Annotated in this window: 30 protein-coding genes; 16 read left to right on the forward strand and 14 right to left on the reverse strand. The window is 59.8% G+C overall.

The window, feature by feature from the left end; all coding sequences use genetic code 11:
• Window positions 1–12: 12 nt before the first annotated feature.
• The 3 genes from J1G33_RS06570 to J1G33_RS06580 all read left to right on the forward strand — a co-directional run bounded on the left by J1G33_RS06570 (window position 13) and on the right by J1G33_RS06580 (window position 2,347).
• Window positions 13–660, forward strand: coding sequence for an HAD-IB family hydrolase (locus tag J1G33_RS06570; protein ID WP_032879816.1), 648 nt, complete (start codon window positions 13–15; stop codon window positions 658–660).
• Between the two features lie 252 nt (window positions 661–912).
• Entirely contained in the window at window positions 913–1,860 is a 948-nt protein-coding gene (locus tag J1G33_RS06575; protein ID WP_078822120.1) for a hypothetical protein, read from the forward strand.
• Between the two features lie 106 nt (window positions 1,861–1,966).
• Window positions 1,967–2,347 carry a helix-turn-helix transcriptional regulator gene (locus J1G33_RS06580; RefSeq protein WP_032803685.1) on the forward strand — a complete coding sequence of 127 codons (381 nt, stop codon included), beginning with the start codon at window positions 1,967–1,969 and terminating at the stop codon, window positions 2,345–2,347.
• Here J1G33_RS06580 and J1G33_RS06585 read toward each other — a convergent pair.
• The 4 genes from J1G33_RS06585 to J1G33_RS06600 form a co-directional block, all read right to left on the reverse strand.
• Complete coding sequence (locus tag J1G33_RS06585; RefSeq protein ID WP_032879814.1) at window positions 2,277–2,834, reverse strand: AAA family ATPase; 558 nt, start codon at window positions 2,832–2,834, stop codon at window positions 2,277–2,279. The genes J1G33_RS06580 and J1G33_RS06585 overlap by 71 nt on opposite strands.
• Window positions 2,835–2,930: 96 nt before the next feature.
• Entirely contained in the window at window positions 2,931–4,433 is a 1,503-nt protein-coding gene (locus J1G33_RS06590) for an amidase family protein (protein ID WP_223017830.1), read from the reverse strand.
• Between the two features lie 100 nt (window positions 4,434–4,533).
• Window positions 4,534–5,226: a hypothetical protein gene (locus J1G33_RS06595; protein ID WP_262416748.1), complete on the reverse strand. Its 693-nt coding sequence runs from the start codon at window positions 5,224–5,226 to the stop codon at window positions 4,534–4,536.
• A gap of 141 nt (window positions 5,227–5,367) precedes the next feature.
• Window positions 5,368–6,426 (reverse strand): MBL fold metallo-hydrolase, encoded by a 1,059-nt coding sequence (locus J1G33_RS06600; RefSeq protein WP_078822123.1) that lies wholly within the window; start codon window positions 6,424–6,426, stop codon window positions 5,368–5,370.
• Between the two features lie 122 nt (window positions 6,427–6,548).
• Between J1G33_RS06600 and J1G33_RS06605 the strand changes: the two genes are divergently transcribed.
• From J1G33_RS06605 to J1G33_RS06620, 4 genes are all read left to right on the forward strand, one after another.
• Window positions 6,549–7,199 (forward strand): TetR/AcrR family transcriptional regulator, encoded by a 651-nt coding sequence (locus tag J1G33_RS06605; protein WP_223017832.1) that lies wholly within the window; start codon window positions 6,549–6,551, stop codon window positions 7,197–7,199.
• A gap of 172 nt (window positions 7,200–7,371) precedes the next feature.
• A complete protein-coding gene (locus tag J1G33_RS06610) occupies window positions 7,372–8,481 on the forward strand; it encodes a diguanylate cyclase (protein WP_248133904.1) in 1,110 nt (369 codons plus the stop codon).
• Window positions 8,482–8,692: 211 nt separating this feature from the next.
• Complete coding sequence (locus J1G33_RS06615) at window positions 8,693–10,012, forward strand: PAS domain-containing methyl-accepting chemotaxis protein (protein ID WP_223017833.1); 1,320 nt, start codon at window positions 8,693–8,695, stop codon at window positions 10,010–10,012.
• Window positions 10,013–10,088: 76 nt separating this feature from the next.
• Window positions 10,089–10,607, forward strand: coding sequence for a DUF1003 domain-containing protein (locus J1G33_RS06620; protein WP_032879806.1), 519 nt, complete (start codon window positions 10,089–10,091; stop codon window positions 10,605–10,607).
• On the opposite strand, the gene J1G33_RS06625 is transcribed toward J1G33_RS06620, so the two are convergent.
• Window positions 10,604–11,488 carry a LysR family transcriptional regulator gene (locus tag J1G33_RS06625; protein ID WP_223017834.1) on the reverse strand — a complete coding sequence of 295 codons (885 nt, stop codon included), beginning with the start codon at window positions 11,486–11,488 and terminating at the stop codon, window positions 10,604–10,606. The genes J1G33_RS06620 and J1G33_RS06625 overlap by 4 nt on opposite strands.
• An 80-nt stretch (window positions 11,489–11,568) precedes the next feature.
• Between J1G33_RS06625 and J1G33_RS06630 the strand changes: the two genes are divergently transcribed.
• Together J1G33_RS06630 and J1G33_RS06635 are read left to right on the forward strand one after the other, a co-directional pair.
• Window positions 11,569–12,276: a CTP synthase gene (locus J1G33_RS06630; RefSeq protein WP_032881250.1), complete on the forward strand. Its 708-nt coding sequence runs from the start codon at window positions 11,569–11,571 to the stop codon at window positions 12,274–12,276.
• Window positions 12,273–12,593 carry an antibiotic biosynthesis monooxygenase gene (locus J1G33_RS06635; protein WP_032879804.1) on the forward strand — a complete coding sequence of 107 codons (321 nt, stop codon included), beginning with the start codon at window positions 12,273–12,275 and terminating at the stop codon, window positions 12,591–12,593. Before J1G33_RS06630 ends, J1G33_RS06635 begins: the two co-directional genes overlap by 4 nt.
• Before the next feature lie 46 nt (window positions 12,594–12,639).
• Here J1G33_RS06635 and J1G33_RS06640 read toward each other — a convergent pair whose 3' ends face one another.
• Entirely contained in the window at window positions 12,640–12,963 is a 324-nt protein-coding gene (locus tag J1G33_RS06640) for a DUF2025 family protein (protein WP_005790675.1), read from the reverse strand.
• A 232-nt stretch (window positions 12,964–13,195) separates the two neighbouring features.
• On the opposite strand from J1G33_RS06640, the gene J1G33_RS06645 reads away from it, so the two are divergent.
• The 4 genes from J1G33_RS06645 (at window position 13,196) to J1G33_RS06660 (ending at window position 17,744) form a co-directional block, all read left to right on the forward strand.
• The gene (locus J1G33_RS06645; RefSeq protein ID WP_032879803.1) at window positions 13,196–14,323 is read left to right on the forward strand and encodes a glycerophosphodiester phosphodiesterase; all 1,128 of its coding nucleotides are present in this window, start codon (window positions 13,196–13,198) and stop codon (window positions 14,321–14,323) included.
• 90 nt (window positions 14,324–14,413) lie between these two features.
• Window positions 14,414–14,728 (forward strand): PepSY domain-containing protein, encoded by a 315-nt coding sequence (locus J1G33_RS06650; protein ID WP_032879802.1) that lies wholly within the window; start codon window positions 14,414–14,416, stop codon window positions 14,726–14,728.
• A 145-nt stretch (window positions 14,729–14,873) separates the two neighbouring features.
• Window positions 14,874–15,896 (forward strand): transporter, encoded by a 1,023-nt coding sequence (locus J1G33_RS06655; protein WP_032879801.1) that lies wholly within the window; start codon window positions 14,874–14,876, stop codon window positions 15,894–15,896.
• Between the two features lie 234 nt (window positions 15,897–16,130).
• On the forward strand, window positions 16,131–17,744 hold the full coding sequence (locus J1G33_RS06660) for an inorganic phosphate transporter (RefSeq protein ID WP_223017835.1): 1,614 nt from the start codon (window positions 16,131–16,133) through the stop codon (window positions 17,742–17,744).
• Between the two features lie 58 nt (window positions 17,745–17,802).
• Here the strand turns inward: J1G33_RS06660 and J1G33_RS06665 are convergent, their stop codons facing one another.
• The 3 genes from J1G33_RS06665 to J1G33_RS06675 are packed head-to-tail and all read right to left on the reverse strand — an operon-like array spanning window position 17,803 to window position 20,467.
• Window positions 17,803–18,777 (reverse strand): biotin-dependent carboxyltransferase family protein, encoded by a 975-nt coding sequence (locus J1G33_RS06665; RefSeq protein WP_103734766.1) that lies wholly within the window; start codon window positions 18,775–18,777, stop codon window positions 17,803–17,805.
• Window positions 18,774–19,652: an allophanate hydrolase subunit 1 gene (locus J1G33_RS06670; RefSeq protein ID WP_032879798.1), complete on the reverse strand. Its 879-nt coding sequence runs from the start codon at window positions 19,650–19,652 to the stop codon at window positions 18,774–18,776. The genes J1G33_RS06665 and J1G33_RS06670 overlap by 4 nt, the downstream gene beginning before the upstream one ends.
• Window positions 19,653–19,708: 56 nt before the next feature.
• The gene (locus J1G33_RS06675; RefSeq protein ID WP_032879797.1) at window positions 19,709–20,467 is read right to left on the reverse strand and encodes a 5-oxoprolinase subunit PxpA; all 759 of its coding nucleotides are present in this window, start codon (window positions 20,465–20,467) and stop codon (window positions 19,709–19,711) included.
• Between the two features lie 105 nt (window positions 20,468–20,572).
• On the opposite strand from J1G33_RS06675, the gene J1G33_RS06680 reads away from it, so the two are divergent.
• Complete coding sequence (locus tag J1G33_RS06680; protein WP_014719628.1) at window positions 20,573–21,490, forward strand: LysR family transcriptional regulator; 918 nt, start codon at window positions 20,573–20,575, stop codon at window positions 21,488–21,490.
• Here J1G33_RS06680 and J1G33_RS06685 read toward each other — a convergent pair.
• On the reverse strand, window positions 21,487–22,383 hold the full coding sequence (locus tag J1G33_RS06685) for a LysR family transcriptional regulator (protein ID WP_032879796.1): 897 nt from the start codon (window positions 22,381–22,383) through the stop codon (window positions 21,487–21,489). The genes J1G33_RS06680 and J1G33_RS06685 overlap by 4 nt on opposite strands.
• 106 nt (window positions 22,384–22,489) lie before the next feature.
• Here J1G33_RS06685 and J1G33_RS06690 point away from each other — a divergent pair, with 106 nt between their 5' ends.
• Window positions 22,490–23,248, forward strand: a complete 759-nt coding sequence (locus tag J1G33_RS06690) for an SDR family oxidoreductase (RefSeq protein ID WP_223017836.1) — start codon at window positions 22,490–22,492, stop codon at window positions 23,246–23,248.
• Window positions 23,249–23,256: 8 nt separating this feature from the next.
• Here J1G33_RS06690 and J1G33_RS06695 read toward each other — a convergent pair whose 3' ends face one another.
• On the reverse strand, window positions 23,257–23,694 hold the full coding sequence (locus tag J1G33_RS06695) for a multidrug/biocide efflux PACE transporter (RefSeq protein ID WP_005790692.1): 438 nt from the start codon (window positions 23,692–23,694) through the stop codon (window positions 23,257–23,259).
• Window positions 23,695–23,781: 87 nt separating this feature from the next.
• Between J1G33_RS06695 and J1G33_RS06700 the strand changes: the two genes are divergently transcribed.
• Complete coding sequence (locus J1G33_RS06700) at window positions 23,782–24,636, forward strand: LysR family transcriptional regulator (RefSeq protein ID WP_032879795.1); 855 nt, start codon at window positions 23,782–23,784, stop codon at window positions 24,634–24,636.
• Between the two features lie 21 nt (window positions 24,637–24,657).
• On the opposite strand, the gene J1G33_RS06705 is transcribed toward J1G33_RS06700, so the two are convergent.
• Genes J1G33_RS06705 through J1G33_RS06715 form a run of 3 tightly spaced genes read right to left on the reverse strand, consistent with a single transcriptional unit; the run spans window position 24,658 to window position 26,696 of the window.
• The gene (locus J1G33_RS06705; protein WP_148852584.1) at window positions 24,658–25,887 is read right to left on the reverse strand and encodes an RNA polymerase sigma factor; all 1,230 of its coding nucleotides are present in this window, start codon (window positions 25,885–25,887) and stop codon (window positions 24,658–24,660) included.
• Window positions 25,884–26,234 (reverse strand): YciI family protein, encoded by a 351-nt coding sequence (locus J1G33_RS06710; protein WP_032879793.1) that lies wholly within the window; start codon window positions 26,232–26,234, stop codon window positions 25,884–25,886. Before J1G33_RS06710 ends, J1G33_RS06705 begins: the two co-directional genes overlap by 4 nt.
• A gap of 42 nt (window positions 26,235–26,276) precedes the next feature.
• Window positions 26,277–26,696, reverse strand: coding sequence for a nuclear transport factor 2 family protein (locus J1G33_RS06715; RefSeq protein WP_032879792.1), 420 nt, complete (start codon window positions 26,694–26,696; stop codon window positions 26,277–26,279).
• Window positions 26,697–26,814: the final 118 nt, after the last annotated feature.

A 26,814-nucleotide genomic window follows, 5' to 3' on the forward strand; every position in this document is an offset into this window, starting at 1 on the left:
GTGAACCCAGACATGCTCGAAGCCGGCCCCATCGACGCCAAAGTACTCTCCGTCTTTGACTTCGACGGCACCCTCACCCACCACGACAGTTTCGTGCCCTTCCTCAAGTTTGCCTTTGGCCCCGGTGAGTTTTATGGCCGGATGGTCAAGCTGGCGGTGCCTGGGCTGCGCTTCTTGGTGCGGCAGATCAGCCGGGATGAGTTGAAGGCGCAGTTGATTCGCACCTTTATGACCGGGGTGCAGAAGACGTGGGTGCAGCAGAAGGCCGAGGAGTATTGCCAGCGTAATTGGGCGCGGTTGATGCGCCCGGCTGGGGTGTTGTCGGTGGAGCAGGAGTTGGGCTCGGGGGCGGTGGTGACGTTGTGCTCGGCGTCGCCGGCGTTGGTGTTGCAGCCGTTTGCCGATCGGCTTGGGATCAAGTTGATCGGGACTGAGCTTGAGGTGGTCGACGGGGTGTTGACCGGCAAGCTCACCGGGAATAACTGCCGTTGTGAGAATAAGGTGCTGCGGCTTGAGGCCGTGTATGGCGACCTGGGGGAGTATCGGCTCAGGGCCTGGGGCGATACGCGTGGGGATCGGGAGTTGTTGGCCGCGGCGCAGGATGCGCATTTTCGGCACTTTCATGCGAAGAAGAAAAAGCGGGCTCGGTTGCAGCGGTGATGCGGGTGGGTGGGGTTGGCGGAGGGGACCGAGGCGATCCCTTCGCAGCCTCGCTGGGGCTCGACAGCTCCCACATTTGATCCGTGCATCTCAGTGGAATGGTGTTTACGTCGTGGTTTTGGGGTCTACGCCGAGAGCCGTTGCAGACGCTTTTACCGTCAGGCTTCTTGAGCGGACGACGCATTGCAGGTTCTTGCTGATATTTACACAGGATCCGGCTATTAATAGCCAAATTCCCACGGACCGAGCCCCATGAAATTCGACACGGCCTACAGCCTGGCTCTCGATGACAAGTTGTCGATCTACGACGTACGAGAGCTGAATTTCGACGAAACCGCTGACTTCGATTCCGACAAGGACCGCTTCCTCTGCCCCAACGACGCGTGCCGCGCAGCGTTCGACGCCGGCAATGTGTTGAGCACCTTCAACGCCAAGAACGTCAATTACCTGCGCACCCCACACTTCAAGAACAAACCCGGCACCCGGCATATCGAAGGCTGTCGCTATGCCAGCAGCCAAAAGACCGCGGCCGGTGAAAGTGAGGACGAGCGCGAGGACAACTTCCCATCGGAATTGGTACTGACACGCCGTCAGTACGAACGTAAAACACCTGCTGCCGGCATCGATGGAGGCGCCCCACAAGAGCCAACGAAAACGCCTTCAAATCGCGTTGAGAAATCCCATGTCAGCAGCGACACAACCCCGGACAAAACCAGCGTGTTCGCCCATCCGGTGGAATGCTATGTGTCGAACATCGATGACAAGGACAAGCTCAAGGCCATGCCCTTGAAGATTGGTGAGCACACGGCGACTTACTGGTCGTTCTTCAAGAAAATCGAATACCTGCAAGACAACAAGGGCCTGATCTACTGGGGCAAGATCAAGGAAATCAAAGACTACACCAGCAGCTTTCGCATCGATTTCGAAAAGAAAGTGTGGCTCGACAAGAAGCCTTATTCGGTCAACGTCTACCTGAACAAAAAGCTCATCGAAAGCTACCGCAAGCGCACGGTTTTCCTGGAGCAGATCAAGGCAGCGGCCAGCAGCGAGCGACCGCTGTATTGTTTCTTCTACGGAGTGACACCGGAACTCAAGCAGGTGCCCAGCAAGAAAAACCCCGAGCAAACGTTCGGGGTATTCAGTGCGAATATCGAGAACCTGGATCATCTGATTATCCGGGAGGCGTCGGGAATGGAATAACTGGGCGTTGAAACAGCGACGAAAAAATCCAGATGATGAGCGGTACAAACAACTGTACAAAAACACAGTATAGTTGCGCCTCCCCCGTCGAACCTGGAGAACCCCCATGTCCTCTCTGGCAATGAGCTCTTTCGTAGAACAGCAGATCGTCCTGCACCAATTCACCGCCAAACACTGCGCACAGGCCCGCGTTATGCTGGGCTGGAGCCGCGAACATCTGGCTCGCCAGGCGGGCGTGGCGGTAGAGGCGATTCAACAATTGGAGGCCCACGGCGAAGTCGACGATGAAACCCGCCTGATCCTGGCGTTTTGCCTGGAGGCGCAAGGGCTGGTGTTCTTCCCGGGGTTTGCGCCGGGGTGGGGCATGAGTGTGCGCCGATTTGACACCGTAACCGCCGAGCCCACAGCACCAGGCCTCATTTCTCGGTTGATGGGTTCAACAACGGCGTCAGTTGATTCACCAACTCCTCAACCGAATGGTGCGTAGCGTCCAGCCGGATCACCGGGCAGCTCAACGGTTTCAACCAGGTTTCATGCCGACGCAGGCTACGTAGGCTGTGATTGCCAGTATCGTAGCGTGCGGCCCAGGTGAGAAAGGCGACACTGTTTTGATGGCGGCTGCCACCTTCCAGAATCTGCTCCCCGTAGCGCTGCGCTTCTCGCAGGCGCAGGCGTTGCAGGCGCACTTGCGGTTCTACGCGCAGGAACACCACATGGGTGAATAGCGGGATCATCGCGTCGCCCCAGCCGCAGAGTGACCCCGACAATACCCAGCCTTGATGGCCGGCGGTGTGTTCCTGCAGCAGGCGGAGGCGTTCGTCCCGGAGCCGGGCGATGGAAAAGGGTTCGAGGGTTTGCTGCCAGTAATAGAAATCGGAGTCGAAACAGGCAATATTCAGGTGCTCGGCCAATACCTTGCCCAAGGTAGTGCAACCGGTGCCCGCTGCGCCGAGGATATGAATTCTGTATGCCATGGCGTCCCTCCATGGCATTGAGTGTAAACCGTGAAGTTTCAGGCCGGCAGGTTCAGTGCCCGGCACTCCTTTTGCGATGCAAAATGACCTGACCGATCAAAGCCCAGGCTTGGTTGCCGTTTGTGCGGCCTGCTCATACCCGTGGGCCACCGCCAACAACGTGGGCTCGCTCCAACGGGTGCCGAAGAAGTGGGCGGCCGTGGGTAAACCGTCTTCGTTCGTGCCGGAGGGTACGGTGATACCTGGGTAGCCGGCCGCTGCTACGCCGAAGTAACTGTTGGTATCAAAATCCGACACTATGGCGTCCAGTTTATAAGTCTTGATCGGCTCATCCACGCTGCTGCGAAAATCCTCGATCAGTTTTTCCCACGCCCTTTCGCGCTGTTCTGGCGCCAGTGTGGAGGCATTGATCTGCTTGAGCAGGGGCTGATGATCGGTATCCGTGCCGTCACGGTCTTCGTTGAACTTGATCAGCTCAGCCAGTGACTTGACTGGCAATCCCGTGCGCTTGGCCAAGTAGCCATTCAACTCTTCGTTTACATCCGATAACAACAGTTCTTCATAGCGTGACTCATCTGCCATACGCAGGTTAATCGGCACTAAAACCGCCCCTTGTGCCTCAAGCACCTCCAGTGCTTTGCTGAATTGCGCACTATTTTCCACAGCCTGAACTTCACCGTTTGCAGAAAACGTCTTGGGATATCCAATACGCTTGCCCTTCAACGCACCAGGTACCAATAACTGCGTGTAATCAACCCCTTCTGGAGCGCCCAAGCTCGCCGGATCGTGGAGGTCGCGGCCAGACATGGCGTTGAGCATCAGCGCCGCATCGAACACCGACCGTGCCATCGGGCCCGGTGTGTCCTGGTGCTGGCTAGCCGGGATAATGCCATTGCGGTCCAACAAACCGACGCTGGGCTTGAGCCCAACCACACCATTAAACGCTGCGGGCACGATAATCGAGCCGTTGGTTTCGGCCCCCACCGCCAAGGGGGCCAACCCTGCGGCGACGGCTGCGGCCGAGCCGGAACTGGAACCACCCACCTGCGCGTCCGGATGATGTGGGTTGCGAGTCTGACCACCGCGGGTACTCCAGCCATCGGGAGCGCCGCGAAAACCGGCCAGCTCCGTCATGTTGGTTTTACCGAGAATCACGGCGCCCTGGCTGATCAGGTATTCAACTAATGGAGCGTTTTTACCCGCCGCCTCCCCTACCAGAGCAAAGGCACCTGCACTGGTTTGCATGCCTGTAGTCTCAATGGTGTCTTTGAGCAAGATAGGTATTCCGTGCAGTGGTCCGCGCACCTTGCCATTGGCCCGTTCCTGGTCCAGCGTGCGGGCGCTTTCAAGCGCTTGCGGGTTGAGTTCAATAACAGAACTCAGCTGCGGATCCAGCGTGCGGATGCGCTCCTGAAAATAATTGACCAGCCCTTGCGAGGTGATGCCTCCCGGTCGCGACATCTGCTCAGCCAGTTCGCGCACACTGGCATATTCCGTCCCGGCGGGGATAGGTTTTGAAATCGCTGGCGACGATTGAACAGGCAAAGTGTTATGCGAGTAGTTAACAAAAAAACTTACACCAGAGCCGATACCAAACATGAAATATCTCCTGCGAGAGGAAGAAATGGCGAAGGATCCCGATTGACCCAGGTGCCAGTCTAAAAACTCCCCTCCCGCCAAGAAGCGCGACATCGGTAGTTCATCCAGTTGGATTGTTCAGCACCTCCTGTACTCCCAGACGTCGAGCACTGCGGTATCCCAGTACGAGTGCCGTAAGGGAATCCTTCGACCACCGCGCACCGTAGAACCACAACACTGCACCATCCTCAAGCGGTTCGTTAAGCCTTGGGTAGCCACTCCAGCATGCGTCGTGGAAGGCGGCGTTCTGGCTATCGGCCACCAGAGCGTCCAGTTGGTACGCGCGCACAAGCTCATCGATTTCATTGCCGCCAGGGCGCGGGTCATCGGCGTGGCGCGCAGGCACCGGGACCAAGTTGGTTCCGGCCCGGCGCAGAACATCCAACGCGCGCAAGAATGCCACCCCGTGTTCGATCGGTGTTTGATCATGCCTCCACCGCTGGGCGAACCCCACGCGCCTGCCGCTCAACGTCGAGGCAGCGCTGAAAGTGCTGTTGTTCTGTACCAGCGGCACCTCGACCATCACCGGCCCTGAGGGCTCCAGGCCGCTCAAGGCAATCAACGACAACGAGGGATCGCGCGTAGGTTTCAGGGGAAGAGCCGGTGCGTTATAGCCGGGGATTGGTATGCTGGTGGCCAAAGCAGGATCGGCACCAAAAGCGATGCTGCGTGAGTTTGTAGGGCCAGTAGCAGGATGGATACTCGCAGCGGGCTCGTCGAGCCCCGGCGCCAATTGCTTGGATGGGCACGCCATGCCGACTCGCCAATATTTGCTACATTCACTTTCCATCGGAACTACCCCGAAAATAGATTCTCGGAGATCATCGCACCCTTGACTGGCGCCTGTCGCAGCCTTGAAACAGCTTGAAAACTCCTTTTTCCGCGGCCATCGCTGTCAGCTGGCGAGGCGCTCCTGCGTACCCTCAGTCTCCACCTCCAACCACCACGCATGGCCGCGCTCGGGCTGGTTCAAGCGAAACGCCTGCCCCATCGCCGGGGTGGTGATCGATACATTGCGCTCCCAGGCCAGGGCCATGATGCGGTCGAAGGGTTCGTGCCAGGCATGGAATGCCAGATCGAAGGTGCCGTTGTGAATGGGCAACAACCAGCGCCCTTTGAGATCGATATGCGCCTGCAAGGTTTGCTCCGGTTGCATGTGCACATGGGGCCAATCGACGTTGTAGGCGCCGGTCTCCATCAGGGTCAGGTCAAACGGGCCGTACTGCTCGCCAATGCGCTTGAAACCATCGAAATAGCCAGTGTCGCCACTGAAGAAGATGCGCCGCGCATCGTCGATCATCACCCAGGAACACCACAGGGTCTGGTTGCTATCAAACAGGCCGCGTCCGGAAAAATGCTGTGCCGGGGTAGCGATAAAACGAATACCATCGACTTCCGTGCCCTGCCACCAATCCAGCTGACGGACTTTATTGGCATCGATCCCCCATTTGATCAGCGTCTCGCCCACGCCCAGGGGCGCCAGGAAGTAGCGGGTCTTACCAGCCAGTTGCACCACAGCCTCGTGGTCAAGATGGTCATAGTGGTTGTGGGAAAGAATCACCGCCTCCAGCGGTGGCAACGCTTCAAGGCTGATAGGTGGGGCGTGGAAACGCTTGGGGCCTGCCCAACTGAACGGTGACGCGCGCTCGGCGAATACCGGATCGGTGACCCAGAATTTACCGCGCATCTTCAGCAGTACCGTCGAATGCCCAAGGCGGAACACCGTGTGGTCGGGTGCCGCCAACAACTGCTCGCGTGTCAGTGGCTGCACCGGGATCGGCCCCACTGGCCGCGTAGTGCGTGGTTTGTTGAACAGCATGTTCCAGAAAATGCGCAAGGTTTTGCCAAAACCGCCGTGTTGCACCGGGGCGTCATTGGTGAAGTGCCCCTGGTCCTGCCCCGCAGGCTGGAGCGCTGCAGGCGCAGGGTCGACACGGGTTGAAATCGTGGCCATTACCGAGTGACTCCTACAGTACGAAGAAGAATTACACTGCACAGTGTAGTTTCTACATTGCAACAAAATCCGGAGCAAGTAAACTGCTGAGTGTAATTTCCTGATTGAGTCGAATGCCATCCATGACTGCCCCCAAGCGCCTCACCGAGCGTAAACGCGACGCCATCGTGGCGGCGGCGATTGCCGAATTTCGCGAGAACGGTTTCGAGGTCACCAGCATGGACAAAGTCGCCGCCACCGCCGGCGTTTCCAAGCGCACGGTGTACAACCACTTTCCCAGCAAGGAAGAGCTGTTCGCCGAGATCCTGAGCCAACTGTGGGCCAGCAGCGTTGCCCAACTGGACGTGAACTACGCCAGCGACCAGCCGCTGCGCGATCAACTGCGCAAGTTGCTGGAAGCAAAAATGAAGATGATGTCGGACGCCAACTTCCTCGACCTGGCGCGCGTGGCCATTGCTGCCACCATCCATTCGCCCGAACGTGCGCAAGATATGGTCAATCGCCTCAGCGCACGGGAAGAAGGTTTTACCCAATGGGTGCGCGCTGCCCAGGAAGACGGCCGCCTCAACTGTACCGATCCAGCTTTCGCGGCTCACCAGATCCAGAGCCTGCTCAAGGCCTTTGCCTTCTGGCCGCAAATCACGCTCGGCCAGCCCACCCTCGATGTGGCCGCCCAGGCCAACGTCATCGAATCTGCAATCGACCTGTTCCTCGCCGGCTACGAAGTGCGCACCCCGCCCCTGCATCAGGACCTGTTGCCGGCGCGACATTAAAGGTCGCTTTTGGCGCATTCACCCGCTGTTTTGCGCAAATGGCCTGAAAGGACACTGATTATTCCTACAGGAATAATCGACAATATCGGCCGCTATTATCCGATCATCGACGCCGACCGTTGACGCACGCTGTCGCACCTGCAAAAACAAAAAACAGCTGACCCAGGACACTATGGAAAACAGACGAGGCAAAGGGCTTTCATTTGCCAGACGTATCTACAAGCCAAGGATCATCGGCCTGGGTATCGGTAGCATCAGCGTAATCGGCGCGTTGTATCCCTTGTCAATGCCAGGCTGGGTATGGGCGTTGTTGTTGTTCAATGGCCTTGCCTGGCCGCACGTGGCTTATCTGATCTCGACCCATTCGCCGTTTCCCTATCAAGCCGAACGGCGCAACCTGCTGTATGACTCATTGTCGGGCGGTTTCTGGGCAGCGGCCACCCAGTTTTCGCCACTGACGGCCGTCACCATTCTGTCGATGATGGCCATGAATAACGTGGCTGCCGGTGGCACACGCTTGCTCCTGCATGGGCTGCTCGCACAAGCCGCCGGCATCGCGATAGCCTGGAGCCTGTTCGGGGTCAAGTTCGATTCCAGCGTCAGCCTTTCCGAGGTCTACACCTGCTTGCCGATGCTGACGCTCTACCCGATGGCCATCGGCATGGTCTGTTATCAGTTGGCAATCAAACTGTCGCAACATAAACGCGCCCTCAGCGCCCTGAGCCGTATCGACAGCCTGACCGGCCTGCTCAACCATGGCTCATGGAAAGACCTGCTGAACCTCAAGTTCCATAAGTGCCAACAGCAACAAAGCCAGGCGACCATTGCCCTGATCGATATCGACCACTTCAAGCGTATCAACGATATGCACGGCCATACCGTCGGGGATGCGGTACTGCGCCAGTTGAGCCAGGAATTACGCCAGCACCTGCGCGAAGAAGACCTCGCCGGCCGCTACGGAGGTGACGAGTTCTGTGTGATCCTTCCGAAAATGCCCTTGCAAGATGCTGCGCGACTCATGGAACAGATGCGCGAAAAATTCAGTAACTACCGCACTGCGCACATCCCCGAATTACGCGTGAGCCTGAGCATCGGCCTGGCGGATTTTCAACCGGCCTTCAAGGATGCGGTCATGTGGCTCAACGCTGCGGATCGCGCGCTGTACGCTGCCAAGAACAGCGGCCGCAACCGCGTCAGGACCAGCGATCGAAGATCGCCTGTTCAGCCGCAGTTGTCTGATAACACCTCGTCCGAATCTTCGTCGGCGAGGCTGCCGCAATAGCATAATGCCGCCATTGGTCGGCTACCCGAAAATGCCCCTGCTCAAGCAGCGAACTTCTGGGCCGGCTGATCACTCTGAACCCCTTGTTCCACCCCCTCTGTCAGCATCAGGAAGCTGGCAATGAGCAAGTCAACCGTAAGGCCTGGGGCCCTACGGGGTCAGGCGCAAATACATGGATACCGCATATGCTTGCATGCCCGAGCCCTCTAACATGCTATTTAACACCCACAAGAAAACCATCAGCACCCTGCAACACAGCATTGCCCAACAGGCCAGCCTGCTGGATGCCATCGAGCGCTCCATGGCCGTCATCGAATTCGACCTGCAAGGCACTGTGCTGCGGGCCAATGAGAACTTCTTCAAGACCATGGGTTACCGCGCCGAACAGGTCCTGGGCCAGTCCCACCGGATGTTCTGCACCCCCGCGTTCGCCCGCAGCGCCGAGTACAACCAACTGTGGACGCAGCTGCGCAACGGCCAATTTCAGTCAGGCACCTTTGAGCGGGTGGGTGCCAAGGGTGATTCGGTGTGGCTGGAAGCCAGCTACAACCCGGTACGCGATGAAGCCGGTCACGTGACCAAAGTGGTGAAGTACGCCATGGATGTCACCCCACGCCTGCAAGCCGAAAGTGAAGCCAACGCCAAGCTGCAAGCCATCGACCGCGCCATGGCGATGATCGAGTTCAATCTCGATGGCACCATCATCACCGCCAACACGAACTTCCTGCAGCGCATGGGGTACAGTCTGGCGCAGATCCAGGGCAAGCATCACCGCCTGTTCTGCACACCCGAACTGGCCAACAGTGCAGCCTACAGCGAGTTCTGGAAACGCTTGAACCAGGGCGAGCTGTTCAATGGCCAGTTCGAGCGGGTGGATAAAAACGGCCAGGTGGTGTGGCTGGAAGCCAACTACAACCCGGTGTACGACGCCAGCGGGCGCCTGTGCAAAGTGGTGAAGTTCTCCTCCGATGTTACCGCCCGGGTCCAACAACATGCCACCGAGGCGCAGAGCGCGGCCCAGGCTTATCACCTGTCATTGAGCACCCAGGAGATGGCCGAAAAAGGCGCCGAGGTGATCCAGAAAACCGCTACCGGTATGCGCGAAATTGCTCGGGATATCGACACATCCTCGCAACTGATCGCCAAGCTCGGCGAGCGCTCGCAACAGATCACCGCCATCGTCAACACCATTCGCGGCATCGCCGACCAGACCAACCTGCTGGCCCTCAACGCCGCCATCGAAGCCGCACGCGCCGGCGAGCAGGGCCGTGGCTTTGCCGTGGTGGCCGATGAAGTGCGGCAGCTGGCGGCGCGCACCAGCGGCTCCACCGCCGAAATTTCCGGCATGATCGCCATGATCCAGGACGAAACCCGCCAAGCCATCGACAGCATGGACGCCACCCGCGACCGTGCCGCCCACGGCGTAGAACTGGCCAACCAGGCGGGCACAGTGATCCTGCAGATTCGCGAAGGCACCGGCGAAGCGGTCCAGGCGGTGAGCGCGTTCGCCAACGACCGGGGCAATCGCTGACCGGTTCTTCATGTCGGTGGCTGGTGGGCTCGGTCTATAGTGTTGGTTGTCTTTACGCTAAGCACTCGAGCCCGCCATGACCCCAGACAAACCCGAATCCGCCCCCACTGACCACTTGCGTTTCCACCGCGGTCACGCGCACCTGGCGCCGACCTTTGGCAACGACACCTTTGCCCTCAAAGCCGAGGCCTTCGCACGCTTTTTTGGTACCCCGACCTTCCTGGGCGCACAAACCGCGATCGTCGTTTTGTGGGTGGTGTTGAATGTGACCGGCGTCACCCACTTCGACGTCTACCCGTTCATCCTGCTCAACCTGGCCTTCAGCCTGCAATCGGCTTATGCCGCGCCGCTGATCCTGCTGGCCCAGACGCGCCAGGCGGCGCGGGATAAAGCTCAGTCCGACGCCGACGCACAGCACCGCGAAGCCCTCGCCACCGCCAACACCGAACGCCAGGCCCAGGCGGCCCAGACCACCAAGCAATTGATGGAACTGCTGGAGCAGAATACCCGGCTGACGGAAATGACCAAGCAACTGACCGAGCGCATCGAGACCCTGACGTGCGAAATGCATGCGCAGTTTGTGCGTAAAGCCTAACTTCGCCGCCCGCGCACATGCCGCCCCAGTTCATCAAACAGCGTGACCACCGAGCGCAATGCCCGGCAATCAGGCCGTGTCAACAGCCACAGCGCGGTGTCGTGCCCTACCAATGCAGGGCTCAGTGCTTGCAAGCCTTTGCCCATTAGAAAATCCGGCAACGCCGCCACACCCAACCCGGCGCGCACCAGTTCAGTCACCGACTGCATGCTGTTGCAGCAATAACTGGGACGCACACCTGGCAAATGTTCACGGCGCCAGGCTACCGTGGGGTGGTCGGGCAAAAAGTCGTCCGGAGCGATCCAGGCCAGGTCGGCCAGCGCCTGGCCTGCATGCCGATGAGCATAGTCGGCACTGGCGTACACTTGGTACGCAACAGTTCCCAGGCAACGTCCGACCAGATGCTCCGGCGGTTTGCTGGTCAGGCGCAGGGCAATATCCGCATCACGACGGCTGAGGTTGGCGAAGTCATTGGACGTGCTCAGTTCCAGGACCAGTGCTGGATAGGCCGGCATGAACTGCGCCAGGGCCGGCAGCAGCAACCCTTGCAACACCGAGTCGGTGCAGGTCAAGCGCACGGTGCCGCTGATCACTTCTCCACCCTGCTCCACACCAATGCGCGCAGCCTCCAATGCGAGTTCTGCGCGTTCGGCCTGTTGCGCCAGGTTGCTCGCCAGGCTGGTGGGCAAGTATCCGACGCGGCTTTTTTCAAATAAGGTCTGGCCCAGGGCCGACTCCAACCGCCGCACCGCACGGAACACCGTAGACACGTCCACCCGCAGCAACGCTGCCGCCCGTGCCAAGGTGCCGCCACGCACCAGGGCAAGGATCAATGACAGGTCGGGGTAGTCAAGTTGATAGTGCGTGGCTGCATTGAGCATGTGCGTAAATGCCAATATTGATTGCGCGAACGCCAATTTATAGTGGGTATCAGCACACTACAAGCCATGGGACATACATGATGACAGCCCCCGCCCTGCACCTCGCCCTGGTCGGCGACTACAACCCTGATGTGATCGCCCACCAGGCTATCCCGCTGGCGCTACAGCAGGCCGCCGCCGCCCTGGGTCTGAGCGTCCAGGTGCAATGGCTCGACACCGACACACTCACCTGCACCTCTGCCCTGCACGGTTTTGACGGATTCTGGTGCGTCCCCGCCAGCCCCTATCGCGACACCGAGGGCGCACTGCGGGCAATCCGTTTTGCTCGCGAGCAAAGACGCCCTTTCCTCGGCACATGCGGTGGTTTTCAACATGCTGTATTGGAATATGCCCGCAACGTACTGGGTTGGGCCGATGCAGAGCATGGCGAGTTGGCTCCAGACGCTGAACGCGCCGTCATCACGCCCCTGAGCTGCTCCCTGGTAGAAGTGAACGACACCGTGCGCCTGGCCCCTTACACCCGTATTGCCCAAGCCTACGCCAGCGTGGATATCCACGAAGGCTATCGATGCCGCTACGGCATCAACCCCACGTTTGCTGGCGCACTGCTTGAAGGCAACCTGATTCCCACCGGCCACGATTCAGCGGGCGATCTGCGCGCCGTGGAGTTGCTCGACCATCCGTTCTTCGTCGCCACCCTGTTCCAGCCTGAACGCGCTGCGCTGAACGGCATCACCCCGCCCTTGGCACTGGCCCTGCTCAAAGCGTGTCGAGGGGCATTGGTATGATCGCCAAGACACCGGCCCCGCCTTATTACGCGGTGATTTTCAGCTCACTGCGTACCGATGGCGACCAGGGTTATGGCGAGGCCGCCTCGCGGATGCTGGCACTGGCGGCGGAACAACCTGGGTTTCTCGGGGTGGAGTCGGCGCGAGAAGATGGGTTGGGGATCACAGTGTCCTACTGGACCAGCGAAGCGGCGATCCTGGCCTGGAAACAGCAGGCCGAGCATCGGCAGGCGCGTGAGCGAGGGCGGGCCACTTGGTACACAGCGTTTCACACGCGGGTATGCAAGGTAGAGCGGGCGTACACCTACCCTCGTTGAAACACTACCCCTCATTTGACCCTCACCGACCAGAAAAAGCTGCGGGCTAGCTCACCAAACTGCGCAACGCACTGATCTGCGGGATCTCCACCCGGCGCATATACACCCGCAACGGTTCGGTGATGTTGATGCGGTCATCGATGTTCTGGTCCAGCAGCAACTGTATGCGTTCGCGGCACAGGGTCATGGTGTGGTCGGCGGCCGGTAGCCAGACGAATTCGGCGGTGGGAATGATGCCGTCATCGGCCACGTCCATGCCGAAGGCATCTTCGCTGAAACGCACGATGTACTGGCCGGTCTTGCGATTGAGGCCGACAAAACCCTGGAGTTGGTCGGCGGCCTGGCAGATAAGTTCTGAAGTGATGCGCATGGTAAACCTCACTGAAAAGTCCCATAGGGACTGGAAAGATGGTTTACACGCGTGGCAAAAAATACTGCCCTCTGACGGGGCAGCTATGGCCAAGAATACTGCAATGCAGCACAAAAAAACCGACAAAATTGGCTCGCGCGCACGTTAATGTCGGTTTGGTGATAGCGCCTTTCGCAATCAATTGTTAAAAAGGACACCTTCTCAAAGTTACCTCCACGAAAGGACTTCGCATATGCCTGTCACGTTTACCAAGAGCGCCTTGCTGCTGGCGTTGATGCTCGGCCTTGGCCAGGCACAGGCTGCCGACCCGGTCAGCCCGGCTGAATTGGCAACAAACGAAGGCATACCCTACCCTGCCGTGATCGCTCACCGTGGTGCTTCCTACGACGCACCTGAATCCACCGCCGCCGCCTACAAAGTGGCACGCGACCTGGGGGCCGACTACCTGGAACTGGACCTGCAACGCAGCAAGGACGGCGTGCTGTTCGCCCTGCACGACAACAACCTGCAGCGCACCACCGACGTGGCCACCAAGTTCCCCGAGCGCAAAGACGCGCCTGCCAACGAGTTCACCTGGAAAGAACTGCAAACCCTCGACGCCGGCAGCTGGTTCAACGCAGCCTACCCGGACCGCGCGCGCCCAGGCTTCGTTGGCCTGAAGATCCTGAGCCTGGACGACATCATCAAGATCGCCGAAGGCAACCCCTCGCACAAACCCGGCCTGTACATCGAGACCAAGGAGCCCAAGCAGTTCCCGGGGATCGAAGCCGACCTGAAAAACAAGCTGCTGGACAAGGGCTGGCTGAGTTCCGCCGGCTCCAAGCTGGGCAAGAGCAACACCGGCGTCGGCCAAGGCCGTGGCCGCGTGGTGCTGCAAACCTTTGAAGTTGCAAGCCTGCAAGAGTTGCAGAAAGAAATGCCCAACACACCGAAGATCCTGCTGTTGTGGGTGGGTGAAGGCAGTATCGAGCCCAAATCCAAAGTCACCTTCGCCGAGTCCGGTGAAACAACCAAGGCTGCCTACTACGCCAAGCAAGAACCGAAAGACGCCGCCGAATTCGAAAAATGGGTCGACCAGGCCAAAAGCCTTGGCGCCATCGGCACCGGCCCGTCGGCTGAACTGACCGACCACGGCGACCAGAGCTACACCGACCTGGTGAAGCCTGAAATGAACAAGCTGACCCACGACAAGGGCCTGTTGGTGCATGTGTACACCGTGGATGAGCCGGTGGATTTCGAGAAAGTCATGAAGGCCGGCGTCGATGGCATCTTCACCAACCGTGCCGCCGAGCTGCTGAAGTTCTACAAACGCTGGCCGTCGTCCAGTGTTCAGGACCTGCTCAACGACCATAAGTACTAAGTGGATTGGTGTCAGTGAGCCATTAAGGATGAGTTAAGTTGCGCCGGTTAATCTGGCGCCACTTAAACAGTTCACCCAAGAGGACACACCATGAAAACTTTGACTGCCCTGTTCGCTGCCACCGCCCTGACCCTGACTGCCGGTCTGGCCCAGGCGGATGTTCGTCCGGATCACATTGAAGGCCTGCTCAAGTCCGGCGCTGTGATGTCTTTCGACAAGCTCAACGCAGCAGCCGTGGCAACTCACCCTGGTGCTTCGATCACTGACACCGAACTGGACACCAAACACGGCGTCGCCGACCAGTATGTCTACGAAGTGGACCTGACCGATACCACCGGCAAGCGCTTTGAAGTGAAGCTCGACGCCAAGACCGGTGCTGTACTGGAAAACAAGCAAGACACCTGAGTTGCATCCCCAAAAAACGCGCCACCTTCGAGTGGCGCGTTTTTTTATGCGCGCCTCAAACCGTCACATAACCGTCATACCGCCTTGCAATGATTCGCCTAGGAACCTGTGAAACGTCCTACAGGCCCTTTCTCTGCGAGCCGCCATGAATCACAGCATCGACCACGCCCATCAGGACCCCGACCTGTTTGGCCTGCTTTACGGTTTCCGCTTTCGCCCCGGCGAAAAAGGCCAGCAGATTGACTCAGCCACCGCCCTCGCCGCCTTGCAGCAGCCACAAGATCCGGAAGAGTTTCTGTGGCTGCACTTGAACCTCGCCCACGCCGCGTGCGAGCGCTGGATGCAGGCGCATTTGTCGCTGCCGGAGGAATTTTTTGAAGCGCTGCATGAAGGCTCGCGCTCCACACGCATCGAACATGTGGACTCGGCCTTGTTGGCGGTGGTCAACGATGTGGTGTTCAACTTCAGCAGCATGGTGTCGTCGGATATTTCCACACTGTGGGTATGCGCGCGCAGCCGCTTGCTGATCAGTGCGCGCCTGCAACCACTGCATTCGGTGGATAAATTGCGCTCGTCGGTAAAAGCCGGTGAACACTTTCGCTCGCCCCTGGAACTGCTGGTGCATTTGCTGCGCGACCAGGGCGAAGTGCTGACCCAGATCGTGCGCAAGACCAGTATCAGCGTCGACCATATCGAAGATCAGTTGCTGTCTTCGCGCCTATCCACCAATCGCGCCGAACTGGGCGCTGCACGCCGTGTATTGGTGCGCCTGCAACGCCTGCTGGCGCTGGAACCGGGCTCGCTGCTGCGCCTGCTCAACCGTCCGCCGCAATGGCTACAAAAGGAAGACGTGAAGGAGTTGCGCAAATCCACCGAGGAGTTTGCGCTGATCATCAACGACCTGACGGCCCTGGGCGAACGCATCAAGCTGTTGCAGGAGGAAATCGCCGCCAACCTCAATGAACAAAGTAACCGCACGTTGTTCACCCTGACGGTGGTAACGGTGCTGGCGCTGCCGATCAATATCATCGCCGGCTTTTTTGGCATGAATGTGGGTGGGGTGCCGCTGTCCCAAGACCCGGAAGGTTTCTGGATATTGGTGGCGCTGGTCGCGACTTTTACCTTGATTGCTGGGCGGTGGGCGTTCCGAAAGCGCAAGGACTACTAACATTGAAATGCAATCAAACTGTGGGAGGGGGCTTGCTCCCGATAGCGGTGGGTCAGCCAAAAACTCTCTGACTGATGCACCGCTATCGGGAGCAAGCCCCCTCCCACATTTAAACCGCACTGATTTGTAGACCGGCGGCACACGAGATTGCGCCAAACACTGATCTGTCGCAGCACCCTTGTAACATTCTGCAATGATCATTAAGGCCATCCTCCTCACACTGGATGCTCCGGCATGGCCACCCCTTCCCTGACTGCCTCCCCCCACGCTTCACCCTCCTCCCAACCCCGGCTGGACACAAAACCAGGCTTGTTGACGGTGATCATGTTCTTCGCCGTCCTTGCGATGGGCCTGCTGTTCACCGCCTACAGCCTGATGCACGACATGCACGAAATGGGCGCCCAGCTCACCACCTGGACGCCATTCCTATTGCTCGGCGTGGCGTTGTTGATCGCTCTGGGGTTTGAGTTTGTCAACGGCTTCCATGACACCGCCAACGCAGTGGCGACGGTGATCTACACCAACTCGCTGCCACCGCATTTTGCGGTGGTGTGGTCGGGCTTTTTCAATTTCCTCGGCGTGTTGCTTTCCAGTGGCGCGGTGGCGTTCGGCATCATTGCCCTGCTACCGGTGGAGCTGATTTTGCAGGTCGGTTCATCGGCCGGGTTCTCCATGATCTTCGCCTTGCTGATCGCCGCGATCCTGTGGAACCTGGGCACCTGGTGGCTGGGCTTGCCAGCCTCGTCGTCTCATACCCTGATCGGCTCGATCATTGGCGTAGGCGTAGCCAATGCCCTGATGCACGGACGTGACGGCACCAGCGGTGTGGATTGGAGCCAGGCGATCAAGATTGGTTATGCCTTGTTGCTGTCGCCGCTGATTGGCTTTGCGTTTGCCGCCTTGCTGTTGCTGGCCCTGCGCGTCTTTGTCAAAAACCGCGCGCTGTACAAGGCACCCAAAGGCGACACGTCGCCGCCCTGGTGGATTCGCGGGATGCTGATTGTTACTTGCACCGGCGTGTCGTTCGCCCACGGTTCCAACGATGGGCAAAAGGGCATGGGCCTGATCATGCTGATCCTGGTGGGCACCTTGCCGATGGCCTACGCGCTGAACCGCACCATGCCTGCCGATCAGTCGCTGCAATTTGCCGCCGTCGCTGAAGTGACCCAGGCTGCCTTGGTCAAAGCAGCGCCGCAGCCGGCACCGGGCGATTCACGTGCCACCTTGTCGACCTACGTTCGCACCAAAGAGGCCACGCCGGAACTGGTGCCCGCACTCGCCGCCATCACCGGCCATATCGGCGAAGAAGTGAAAAGCTATGGTTCCCTCGCCGCCGTACCGGCCGAAGCCGTCGGCAACGTGCGTAACGACATGTACCTGACCAGCGAAACCATCCGCCTGATGGACAAAGGCAAGGTCGGCAACTTCGACGCCGACACCCAGGGCAAGCTGCAACTGTTCAAGCAACAGATCGACAACGCCACGCGCTTTATACCGCTGTGGGTGAAGATCGCCGTGGCCATTGCCCTTGGCCTGGGCACCATGGTCGGCTGGAAGCGCATCGTGGTGACGGTGGGCGAAAAAATCGGCAAGACTCACCTGACTTACGCTCAAGGCGCTTCGGCCGAAACGGTGGCGATGCTGACCATCGGCGCGGCGGATATGTTCGGGCTGCCGGTGTCGACCACCCATGTATTGTCCTCGGGTGTAGCCGGGACCATGGTCGCCAATGGCGGGGGGTTGCAGATGAGGACCATCCGCAATTTGTTGATGGCGTGGGTGTTGACCTTGCCGGCGGCGATTTTACTGTCGGGTAGCCTCTACTGGCTTTTTACCCAATTGTTCTGACACACAGAAAATCAAAATGTGGGAGCAAGCCCCCTCCCACATTTGGTTTTATGTTTCTTCAGGGTGTGAAGAGTCCGGCCATGGCCTTCAGGCGCTTTTTGTAGACCCGCCGCGCCTCCAGCGCTTGCTCCAATGTCACCGCCACGAACCCCGCTCGCTGATTGGGCTGCATCTGCCCGATCAAGTCCAGGTCGGCGCTGATCACCGTGCCGATCATCGCGTAGCCACCGCCCGACACCGCATCGCGATGCAGCACAATCGGTTCCAACCCCGCCGGTACCTGAATCGAACCAATCGGGTAGCAACTGTCGACGATGTTGGAGGGGTCGGAGCCCGCGCCAAACGGCTGTTCCCGCGGCTGGAAGCTCAATGCGCTGCCGCCCTTGAAGCGATAGCCGATGCGATCGGCCTCGGAGCCCACCGTCCACGGCTCGGCAAAAAAGCTGCTTTTTGCCGCGTCGGTCAAGCGCTCGTAGTACAGCCCCGGCACTACGCGCAACGTGACATCACCGCCCACCGAACGACGCAACGCCATCGGCAAGCTGTTGCCCGCACGCCCCGCACCGCTGGCCGTGCCGATAGGCAACAGATCGCCCTCCTGCAAGCGCCGCCCGTGAAACCCACCGAGAGCACCAAGGGTGTAGGTGGAGCGGCTGCCAAGCACCAACGGCACGTCGATGCCCCCGGCAACGGCGAGGTAAGTCCGCGCGCCGGCCACGGGAAACTCAAAGCGCAGCACCTGCCCGGCGCGCACGGCGAAGGCGGTGTCCTGATGCACCACTTCGCCGTCCAGGCGCGGCGACATCAAGGCGCCGCTCAACGCTATCAGCGCGTCGTGCTGGAACTCCAGCTCAGGCCCGATCAGCGTGCATTCCAGGCCAGCCGCGCCCACTGGATTGCCGACCAGATGGTTGGCTGCACTCAGCGCGTATTGGTCCAGCGCCCCCGATGGCGGAATGCCCAGGTGGTAATAACCTTCGCGCCCCAGGTCCTGCACGGAGGTGGCGAGGCCGGGTTTGAGCACCTTGATCATGCCAGCGCCTCCTGCAGGGTTTGCGGATAGCCAATGGGATCGGCGAGAAAGGCATCGAGGGAAAATTCGACCGGGCGAATGCGCAAATCGAAACGCCCGGCTTCCACTTCGGCGACGGCCAGGTCGTAAGCCTCCCGGTCCATCGGCTTGAACTGCACGATGTCGCCAGGACGGAAGAACACCATGTGCTCCTTGAGGTAGGCCAACTGCTGCTGCGGGTCGTAGATCGGTGCCGGGGTCACGCCGAACATCTGGTAACCGCCGGCACCGCGAACCGAATAGATACACCCAAAGCAGCCGCCATGGCCCAGGGTCAGTTTCGGCGTGTCGGTGCGCGGCCGCAGGTACTTGGGCACCTGCAATTGCCGTTCGCGCTCGACCATCTGGAACATGAACGGAAGCCCCGCGACAAAGCCGACCATCGACACAAACCAGGGTGCGCCACTGTGGGCGGCGATAAACGCGTCCACGTCGGCCAGGCCGTTGATACGGGCGGCGTATTCAAGGTCAGTGCCGCCGGGGTCCTGGTGACGGTCACGAAAACGCATCAGGGTTTCGTGGGTCCAGGGGTCGTTATAGAGCACCGGGATCTCGATGATGCGCGTGTGCAGCGTGCGCTCGGCCACCGCCTGGGCTTCGGCGCTTTGCACCGCGTCGAGCAGCACGTGAGGCGCGATGCGGTCGGGGTCGAAGCGAATCTGGAAGGATGCATTGGCCAGGCACACATCCAGCACGCCTTCCAGCGCCAGGCGTTCCACGGCGCGGGTCACCGCCATGCCCTTGAAAAAAGCCTCCAGGGACATGCTGTCGCTGACCTCGGCAAACAGGTGTTCATCACCGCCGAAGCTGTAGCGGATGGGGGACGTTTCAGCCATGTCTGTTCCTCTTGGAATCATTGTAGAAAGGCAGGCAAAAAAGTGAGGTACAGCTCTTATTGGGGGGGCCGGACTTCAATACCGGCCTGGTCCAACGCTTCGCGGGTGGCTTGCACCAAGTCCAGGGCACCAGGAGTATCGCTGTGCAGGCAGATGGAATCGAATTCAATCACCAGGTCTTCGCCTTCCACGGTACGTACCAGCCCGCTCTGACAAGCGCGCAGGACACGGGCTGCAACGGTGGCAGCGTCCAGTGCACGCACATTGCGGGTGAACACGATGGAGCCGCTCAGATCGTACTCACGGTCGGCATAGAACTCGCGCACGACCGGCTGTCCCAGTTCCTTGGCAATGCGCCAGATCACCGAATTGGGCATGCAGTACAGCAACAGCGTCGGCTCGATGATTTGCAGGTTTTGCACCAATAGCCGCGCAGCCTCTTCATCGCGGGCCAGGTGCATGTAGAGCGCGCCGTGGGGCTTGATATGTTGCAAGGTCAGGCCTTGGGCGCGGGCCATTTCACGCAGCGCGCCAAGCTGGTAGAGCATATCGTCCACCAGCTCTTGGGCCGGTGCATGGATATGCCGACGACCGAAGCCCACCAGGTCGCGAAAACCCGGATGAGCGCCGATAGCCACGCCCAATTGCTTGGCGCGCTCGACAGTGCGGCGCATGGTGCCGGGGTCGCCGGCGTGAAAGCCGGTGGCGATATTGGCCGAGCTGATGTGAGCCATCAGCTCTGCGTCGACGCCGTCGCCGATAGTCCAGGGGCCGAAGCTTTCGCCCATGTCCGAATTGAAATCCACTGCCCGCATCAAGATTGCTCCGCCATAAGTGATGCCAGGAAAGTAGGCTCGGGCTTGACCCCTTGGGAAGATCTATTATCAGATGGCCTATCTTCTGAAAATCAGATACTGACCATGTCCCTTACCTTGCGCCAGGTTCGCTACTTCGTTGCCACCGCTGAAATCGGCCAGATTTCCCAGGCAGCGATTCACCTGAATATTTCCCAGTCGGCGGTGACCACGGCGATCAAGGAGCTGGAAGCCATGCTCGGCGTGCAGTTGTTCGTGCGCTCGGCCCAGGGCATGAACCTCACCGACGCCGGTCGACATTTTCTCAACCGCGCCTATGTGATTGTGCGCAGCGTGGAAGACGCCCTGAACAGCCCGCTGCCGGATTACCGCGCCAGCGGCGTGCTACGGGTGGCGGCGAGCTACACAGTGCTGGGTTATTTCCTGCCGCACCATTTGCAGCGCATGGAGCATTGGCATCCGGACGTGACTATCGAGGTGTTCGAGCAGGAACGTCAGGCCATCGAACAGGGCCTGCTCGATGGCCAGTTCGACATGGCCGTGGTGCTTACCGCCAACCTCACCCACGCGGATATCGTCTCTGAAATCCTGTTCAACTCCGAACGCCGCCTGTGGCTGCCCAGCCATCACCCATTGTGTGAACGCGGAGCCGTCAGCCTGGCGGACGTGGCGCAAGAGCCCTACATCCTGCTCACCGTCGATGAAGCCGAACACAGTGCCATGCGCTACTGGGAGCAGGCCGGGCAAACCCCCAAGGTGCGGCTGCGCACCAGCTCGGTGGAAGCGGTGCGCAGCATGGTTGCCAACGGTAGCGGCGTGGCGATTCTGTCGGATCTGGTGCACCGGCCCTGGTCGCTGGAAGGCAAGCGCATCGAAACCCTGACCGTCACCGACCCGGTCACGCCCATGAGCGTCGGCCTGGCCTGGCACCGCGAGCGCGCGTTTACCCCGGCGATGCAAGCCTTCCGCGATTACTTCCACGATGCGTTCCTGGCGCCGCAGCAGTTGTCGGCGCGCCGTTAAAGATGGGCTTGCAGGGTGGCGGTCAACCAGTCCATGAACACCCGCACCCGCAGCGGTAAATGCCGCTGGCCGGCGTACAGTAAATACACGTCCAGAGGCGGTGCCTGGTAATCCGGCAGCACCGCTACCAACTCGCCACTGGCCAATAAATCGCGGATCCCGAGTTGGGGCACTTGGGTAATGCCAAAACCCGCCAGGCACGCCGACTGATACGCATCGGTGCTGTTGACGGTCACCCTTCCTGCCATCGGCAAATGTTGCACCTTGTTGCCCACCAGGTATTCGAACCCTGCCGAGCGTGCGCCCAGGGGCCGCACGTAATGTACCAATTGGTGATTCGCCAGGTCAGCCAATGTCGCAGGCATGCCGTAACGGTGCAGATACGCCGGGCTCACGCAGTTGACCATCGGCATGCTGCACACCCGTCGCGCCACCACTGTTTGGTCTGGCTGGGCACCGACGCGCACGACACAATCGAAACCTTCCGCGATCAGGTCCACCTGGCGGTCCGAGCCGCTGATCTCGATGTCGATCAGGGGATGGCGAGTCATGAACGTGGGCAAGTTCGGCACGATCAAACCCCGCGCCATGACATTGGGCATATCCACCCGTATGCGCCCGGCCAGTTGGGTTTCATCCTGGCGAAACAACCCTTCCAGTTCTTCCATATGCGCCAGCAGATCCTTGCTGCGCTCATACAACACACGCCCGTCTTGGGTCGCCTGCACCTTGCGCGTGGTGCGTTGCAACAGCCGTGCGCCGAGCAACTCCTCCAACGCCTGCACATGCTCGGATACCGTAGAGCGTGGCAAACCCAGGCTTTGGCCGGCCTGGGTAAAGCTCGATAACTCAGTGACGCGTACGAAGGTGCGCAGCAGCTCAAGCTTGTTCATTAGTTTGTTCGCCTTATCCGGCCAGTGATTCCGATATCAGCCTGTTTATCACGTCATGACCGGACAAATACACTCAGTTCCACTAACTATCACTGAGGACTGCACCATGACCCGTAAAATCGCACTCATCACCGGCGCCAGCCGTGGCCTGGGCAAAAGCGCTGCGCTGCACCTGGCTGCGCAAGGCATAGACATTATCGGCACCTACCACAGCGCCGCAGGCGAGGCCCAAGCCGTAGTTGCCCAAGTGGAGGCATTGGGTGGCCGCGCCGCCATGCTGCAACTGGACGTGAGCCAGAGCGCAAGCTTCGATGGGTTCGTTGGCCAGGTCGGCGCGTTGCTCAAGGATGTTTTCGCTCAGGATCATTTCAATTTTCTGATCAATAACGCAGGCATCGCTGCCCACGCCAGCTTCGCCGAAACCACCGAAGCCCAGTTCGACCAGTTGGTGGCGATCCACGTCAAGGCGCCGTTTTTTCTCACGCAAAAACTGCTGCCGTTGATCAGCGATGGCGGACGCATCATTAACATATCCAGCGGCCTGGCGCGGTTCAGCCTGCCGGGGTATGCAGCCTATGCGTCGATGAAGGGAGCGGTCGAAGTGCTGTCGCGCTACCAGGCCAAAGAGCTGGGCCCACGCGGTATTACCGTGAACACCCTGGCACCGGGCGCGATTGCCACCGACTTCGGCGGCGGCGCGGTGCGCGACAACAGCGATGTGAATGCCATGGTCGCCAATAACACGGCCTTGGGCCGCGCCGGTTTGCCGGACGACATTGGCGGGGCGATTTCGACATTGCTGGCCGATGGCAGCCATTGGATCACCGGCCAGCGGATCGAGGCGTCGGGCGGGATGTTCCTGTAGGCGCCCACCTACAGGGCTACTGGGGTTTTACCGACGATTTTCTCGCGCAACACGTCATAACCCCAGTGGTACACATAGGTGTACGGCAGGAAGAACAGCAGCACACCAATGTCGAGGATGAACGCCTCCAACAGGCTGATCTTCATCAAGGTCGCAATCAACGGCACTGCCAGCAGGATCAGGCCGCCCTCGAACAACAGCGCGTGCAGCACCCGGGTCCAGCCACTGTTGGCCAGTTGCAGGTGTGTTTTGAGGCGGTCGAACAGGCTGTTGAAAACCACGTTCCAGCTCAGGGCCAGCAGGCTGATGCCCAGGGTCACTGCGCCCATCTCCAGTGCCGGCCTGCCGGTGATCCACACCAACAGCGGCGTACAGATCAACAAGGCCAAGCCTTCAAAACCCAGGGCTTGGAAAACACGTTCAGTAATCGACTTGGTAGGGTTCATGACCCGGCTCCGTGAATGACGATGGTTGCCATGATCAGGCTTTGTCTCGATACTTCATAACCAATAACCATCGAGCAAGGCGATAGTATGGCCTCCCACGAAGTGCTCCAGGCGTTTGTCCAGGCCGCTACCCAAGGCTCGTTTTCCGCCGCTGCGCGCAAGCTGGGCAAAAGCCAGTCGACTGTCAGCGCGGCGGTGGCCAGCCTTGAGATTGACCTGAACGTTGTGCTGTTTGATCGCAGCAGCCGCAAACCCACCTTGACTGCGGCGGGGCAGGTACTGCTGCAACGGGCCGAACAGGTGCTGGAGGCCAGCAGTCGCCTGGAGTTGGCCGCCAGTCAGTTATCCCAGGGGTTGGAGCCGAAGTTGAGTATCGCCATGTCCGATACTTACCAATCGGATCGATTCGAAATCGCCCTCACAGCCTTCGAGCAACGCTATCCGGACCTTGAGCTGGAATGCCTGATCGCCGAATGCGAAGACCTGATCGCGCTGGTACAAAGCGGCCGGGCACAGATTGCGTTTATCGAGAAACAAGAGATTTACCCGCCGGATCTGACCTTCTCCTGCGTGGAAGAACGCACGGAAATCGCGCTGTTCGTTTCGCCTAAACACCCATTGGCTGGCCTGGACAGGGTGCTTGCGCACGTCTTGCAGCAACACCGGGAACTGCGCTTGGCAAGCATCATCAACCCCAATGAAAACCGCAGCACTCAGCGTGTGTGGTCGGCACCGAGTTACCTGATGTTGATGGAGATGGCGCAACTGGGTTTTGGCTGGGCACCGATTCCACGCTGGCTGGTGGAACGTTTTGGCGGCAATCAGTTGGTCGAACTCAAGGTTCGCAGTTGGCCGCGCTCGGTGGCGGTGGATGCGTTGTGGTCACGCCAACACCCACCGGGGCCTGCTGGGAGTTGGTTGCTGGGCAAGATGCTCGACTGAGCCCCTCCCACATTTGGATAGTCATTGTCTGGGGGGATTGAGTTCGGCGAGGCGGCGCATGATGAAGCGCTTTTCCGGGACTTGTTGGGTCAGCGACAGAGCTTTTTCGTACGCTGCACGGGCCTCTTCAAGCCGTCCCAACTGCCGGCAAAACTCCCCGCGGGCCGAATGCGCCAAGTGGTAATCGTGCAAGTCACCGCGTTGCAAAATGCCCTCCACCAGCGCCAACCCCACCAATGGCCCCTGCTCCATCGCCACCGCAACTGCCCGGTTCAATTCGATCACCGGCGAGGGTACCGCTCTGAGCAGTACATCGTAGAGCCCGATAATCTGTCGCCAATCGGTTTCCCCGGCGCAGGCAGCCTCGGCGTGCACCGCCGCAATCGCCGCCTGCAAGCAATAGGGCCCGAAGCGCCGGGTGCTCAGCGCCTGCTCCACCAGGTTGCAGCCTTCAGCTATCAGAGATCTATCCCACAGCCCACGGTCCTGAGCATCCAGCAGCACCAGTTCGCCGTTGGCCGAGGTGCGTGCGGGCCTTCGCGACTCATGCAACAGCATCAACGCCAACAAGCCCATCACCTCCGGCTCCGGCAGCAATTGCATCAGCAAACGGCACAGCCGAATGGCCTCCAGGGTCAAGTCTTCGCACGTCAGGTCCGCCCCAGTGGAGGCCGTGTAGCCCTCGTTGAACACCAGGTAAATCACGCGCAACACGCTGTCCAATCGCTCGGGCAATTCGGCTCGGGACGGCACTTGGTAAGGAATTTTCGCATCGCGGATCTTGCCCTTGGCGCGCACGATGCGCTGGGCGATGGTGGCAGGTGTGGCCAGGAACGCGTGGGCGATTTGCTCGGTGCTGAGGTCGCAGATCTCACGCAGGGTCAGCGCGGCCTGGGCATCAGGGGCCAGCGCCGGATGGCAGCAGGTGAAGATCAGGCGCAGGCGGTCATCTTCCACGTCGTCATCGCTCCAGTCAGCTGCCTGCAGCGTGTCGGCCTGCTCTTGCAGCAACGGGGTAAACCGCGCCTGGCGGCGCAGGCGGTCGATGGCTTTGAAGCGGCCGGTCGATACCAGCCAGGCCCGTGGGTTATCCGGTATGCCGTCCTCGGGCCAGCGCTGCACGGCGACAAAAAACGCCTCGTGCAGCGCCTCCTCGGCCAGGTCGAAATCACCCAGCACGCGAATCAGCGTGGCAAGCACACGCCGTGACTCGCTGCGGTAAATGGCTTCGACCTGACCACTGAGCGTCATTGCGGCAGGTTCAGTTCGCGCACCGGGCGCACTTCCACACTGCCGACCCGGGCCGCCGGAATGCCACCCGCCACCTGGATCGCTTCGTTAAGGTCCCTGGCGTCGATCAGGTAGAACCCGGCGAGCTGCTCCTTGGTTTCGGCAAACGGCCCGTCGGTGATCGACACCTTGCCATCGCGCATGCGCACGGTGGTGGCGGTATTCACAGGTTGCAGCGGCTCGGCGGCCAGCATTCGTCCGCTGGCCTGGATCGCTTCGGCGTAAGCAAAACACTCCGAGTCGTGCGGGCTGTCGGCCGAGGTGTGCAACACCTGTTCGTCGCTGTAGATCAGGCACAGGTATTTCATAGCGTTCTCCGTGTTCGGATGACTGACTATAGTTCGCGGCGCTCAGGGTTCCAGGTCAAACAGCGCCGTGCCGCTTTGCATATCAAAGGGCGCCGACCAGTGTTCATGCACCACTTTCCATTGGCCATTGATGCGCTGGTACCCAGCGGTCACGCGCATCCAGCAGGCTTTCACCTCACCATCGGGCCCGGCACCGCCGCAGTGGGCCAGCCAGTGAGCGAACGCGCTGTCTGGCGCTTGGACGATATGCAGTTCATGAAACTCGAAGATACCGGGGCCGGGGCAATGCTTCATGCATTCTTCCCAGTGCGCGCGGTAGGCCGCCCTGCCTTTGAATTGCAAAGCGGTTACGGCATCGAACGAGACGATATCGTCGGCGTAAAAGCTGACAATCTTGTCGATATCGCGACTGACGACGGCTTGTTTCCATTGCTCGATCAGGTGGTTGATGGCAGTGCTCATGGCGATGACTCCTTGGGGTGGAAAATCACGTAGGACACTCTTAGTCGAATGGCCTTCGTGCCAATCGACACACCACGGAAAAATAATTTCCCATAGGTCAAACCCGATAAACTGAGCC

The sequence above is a fragment of the Pseudomonas sp. P867 genome, assembly GCF_019891455.1.
GTDB lineage: Bacteria > Pseudomonadota > Gammaproteobacteria > Pseudomonadales > Pseudomonadaceae > Aquipseudomonas > Aquipseudomonas synxantha_A.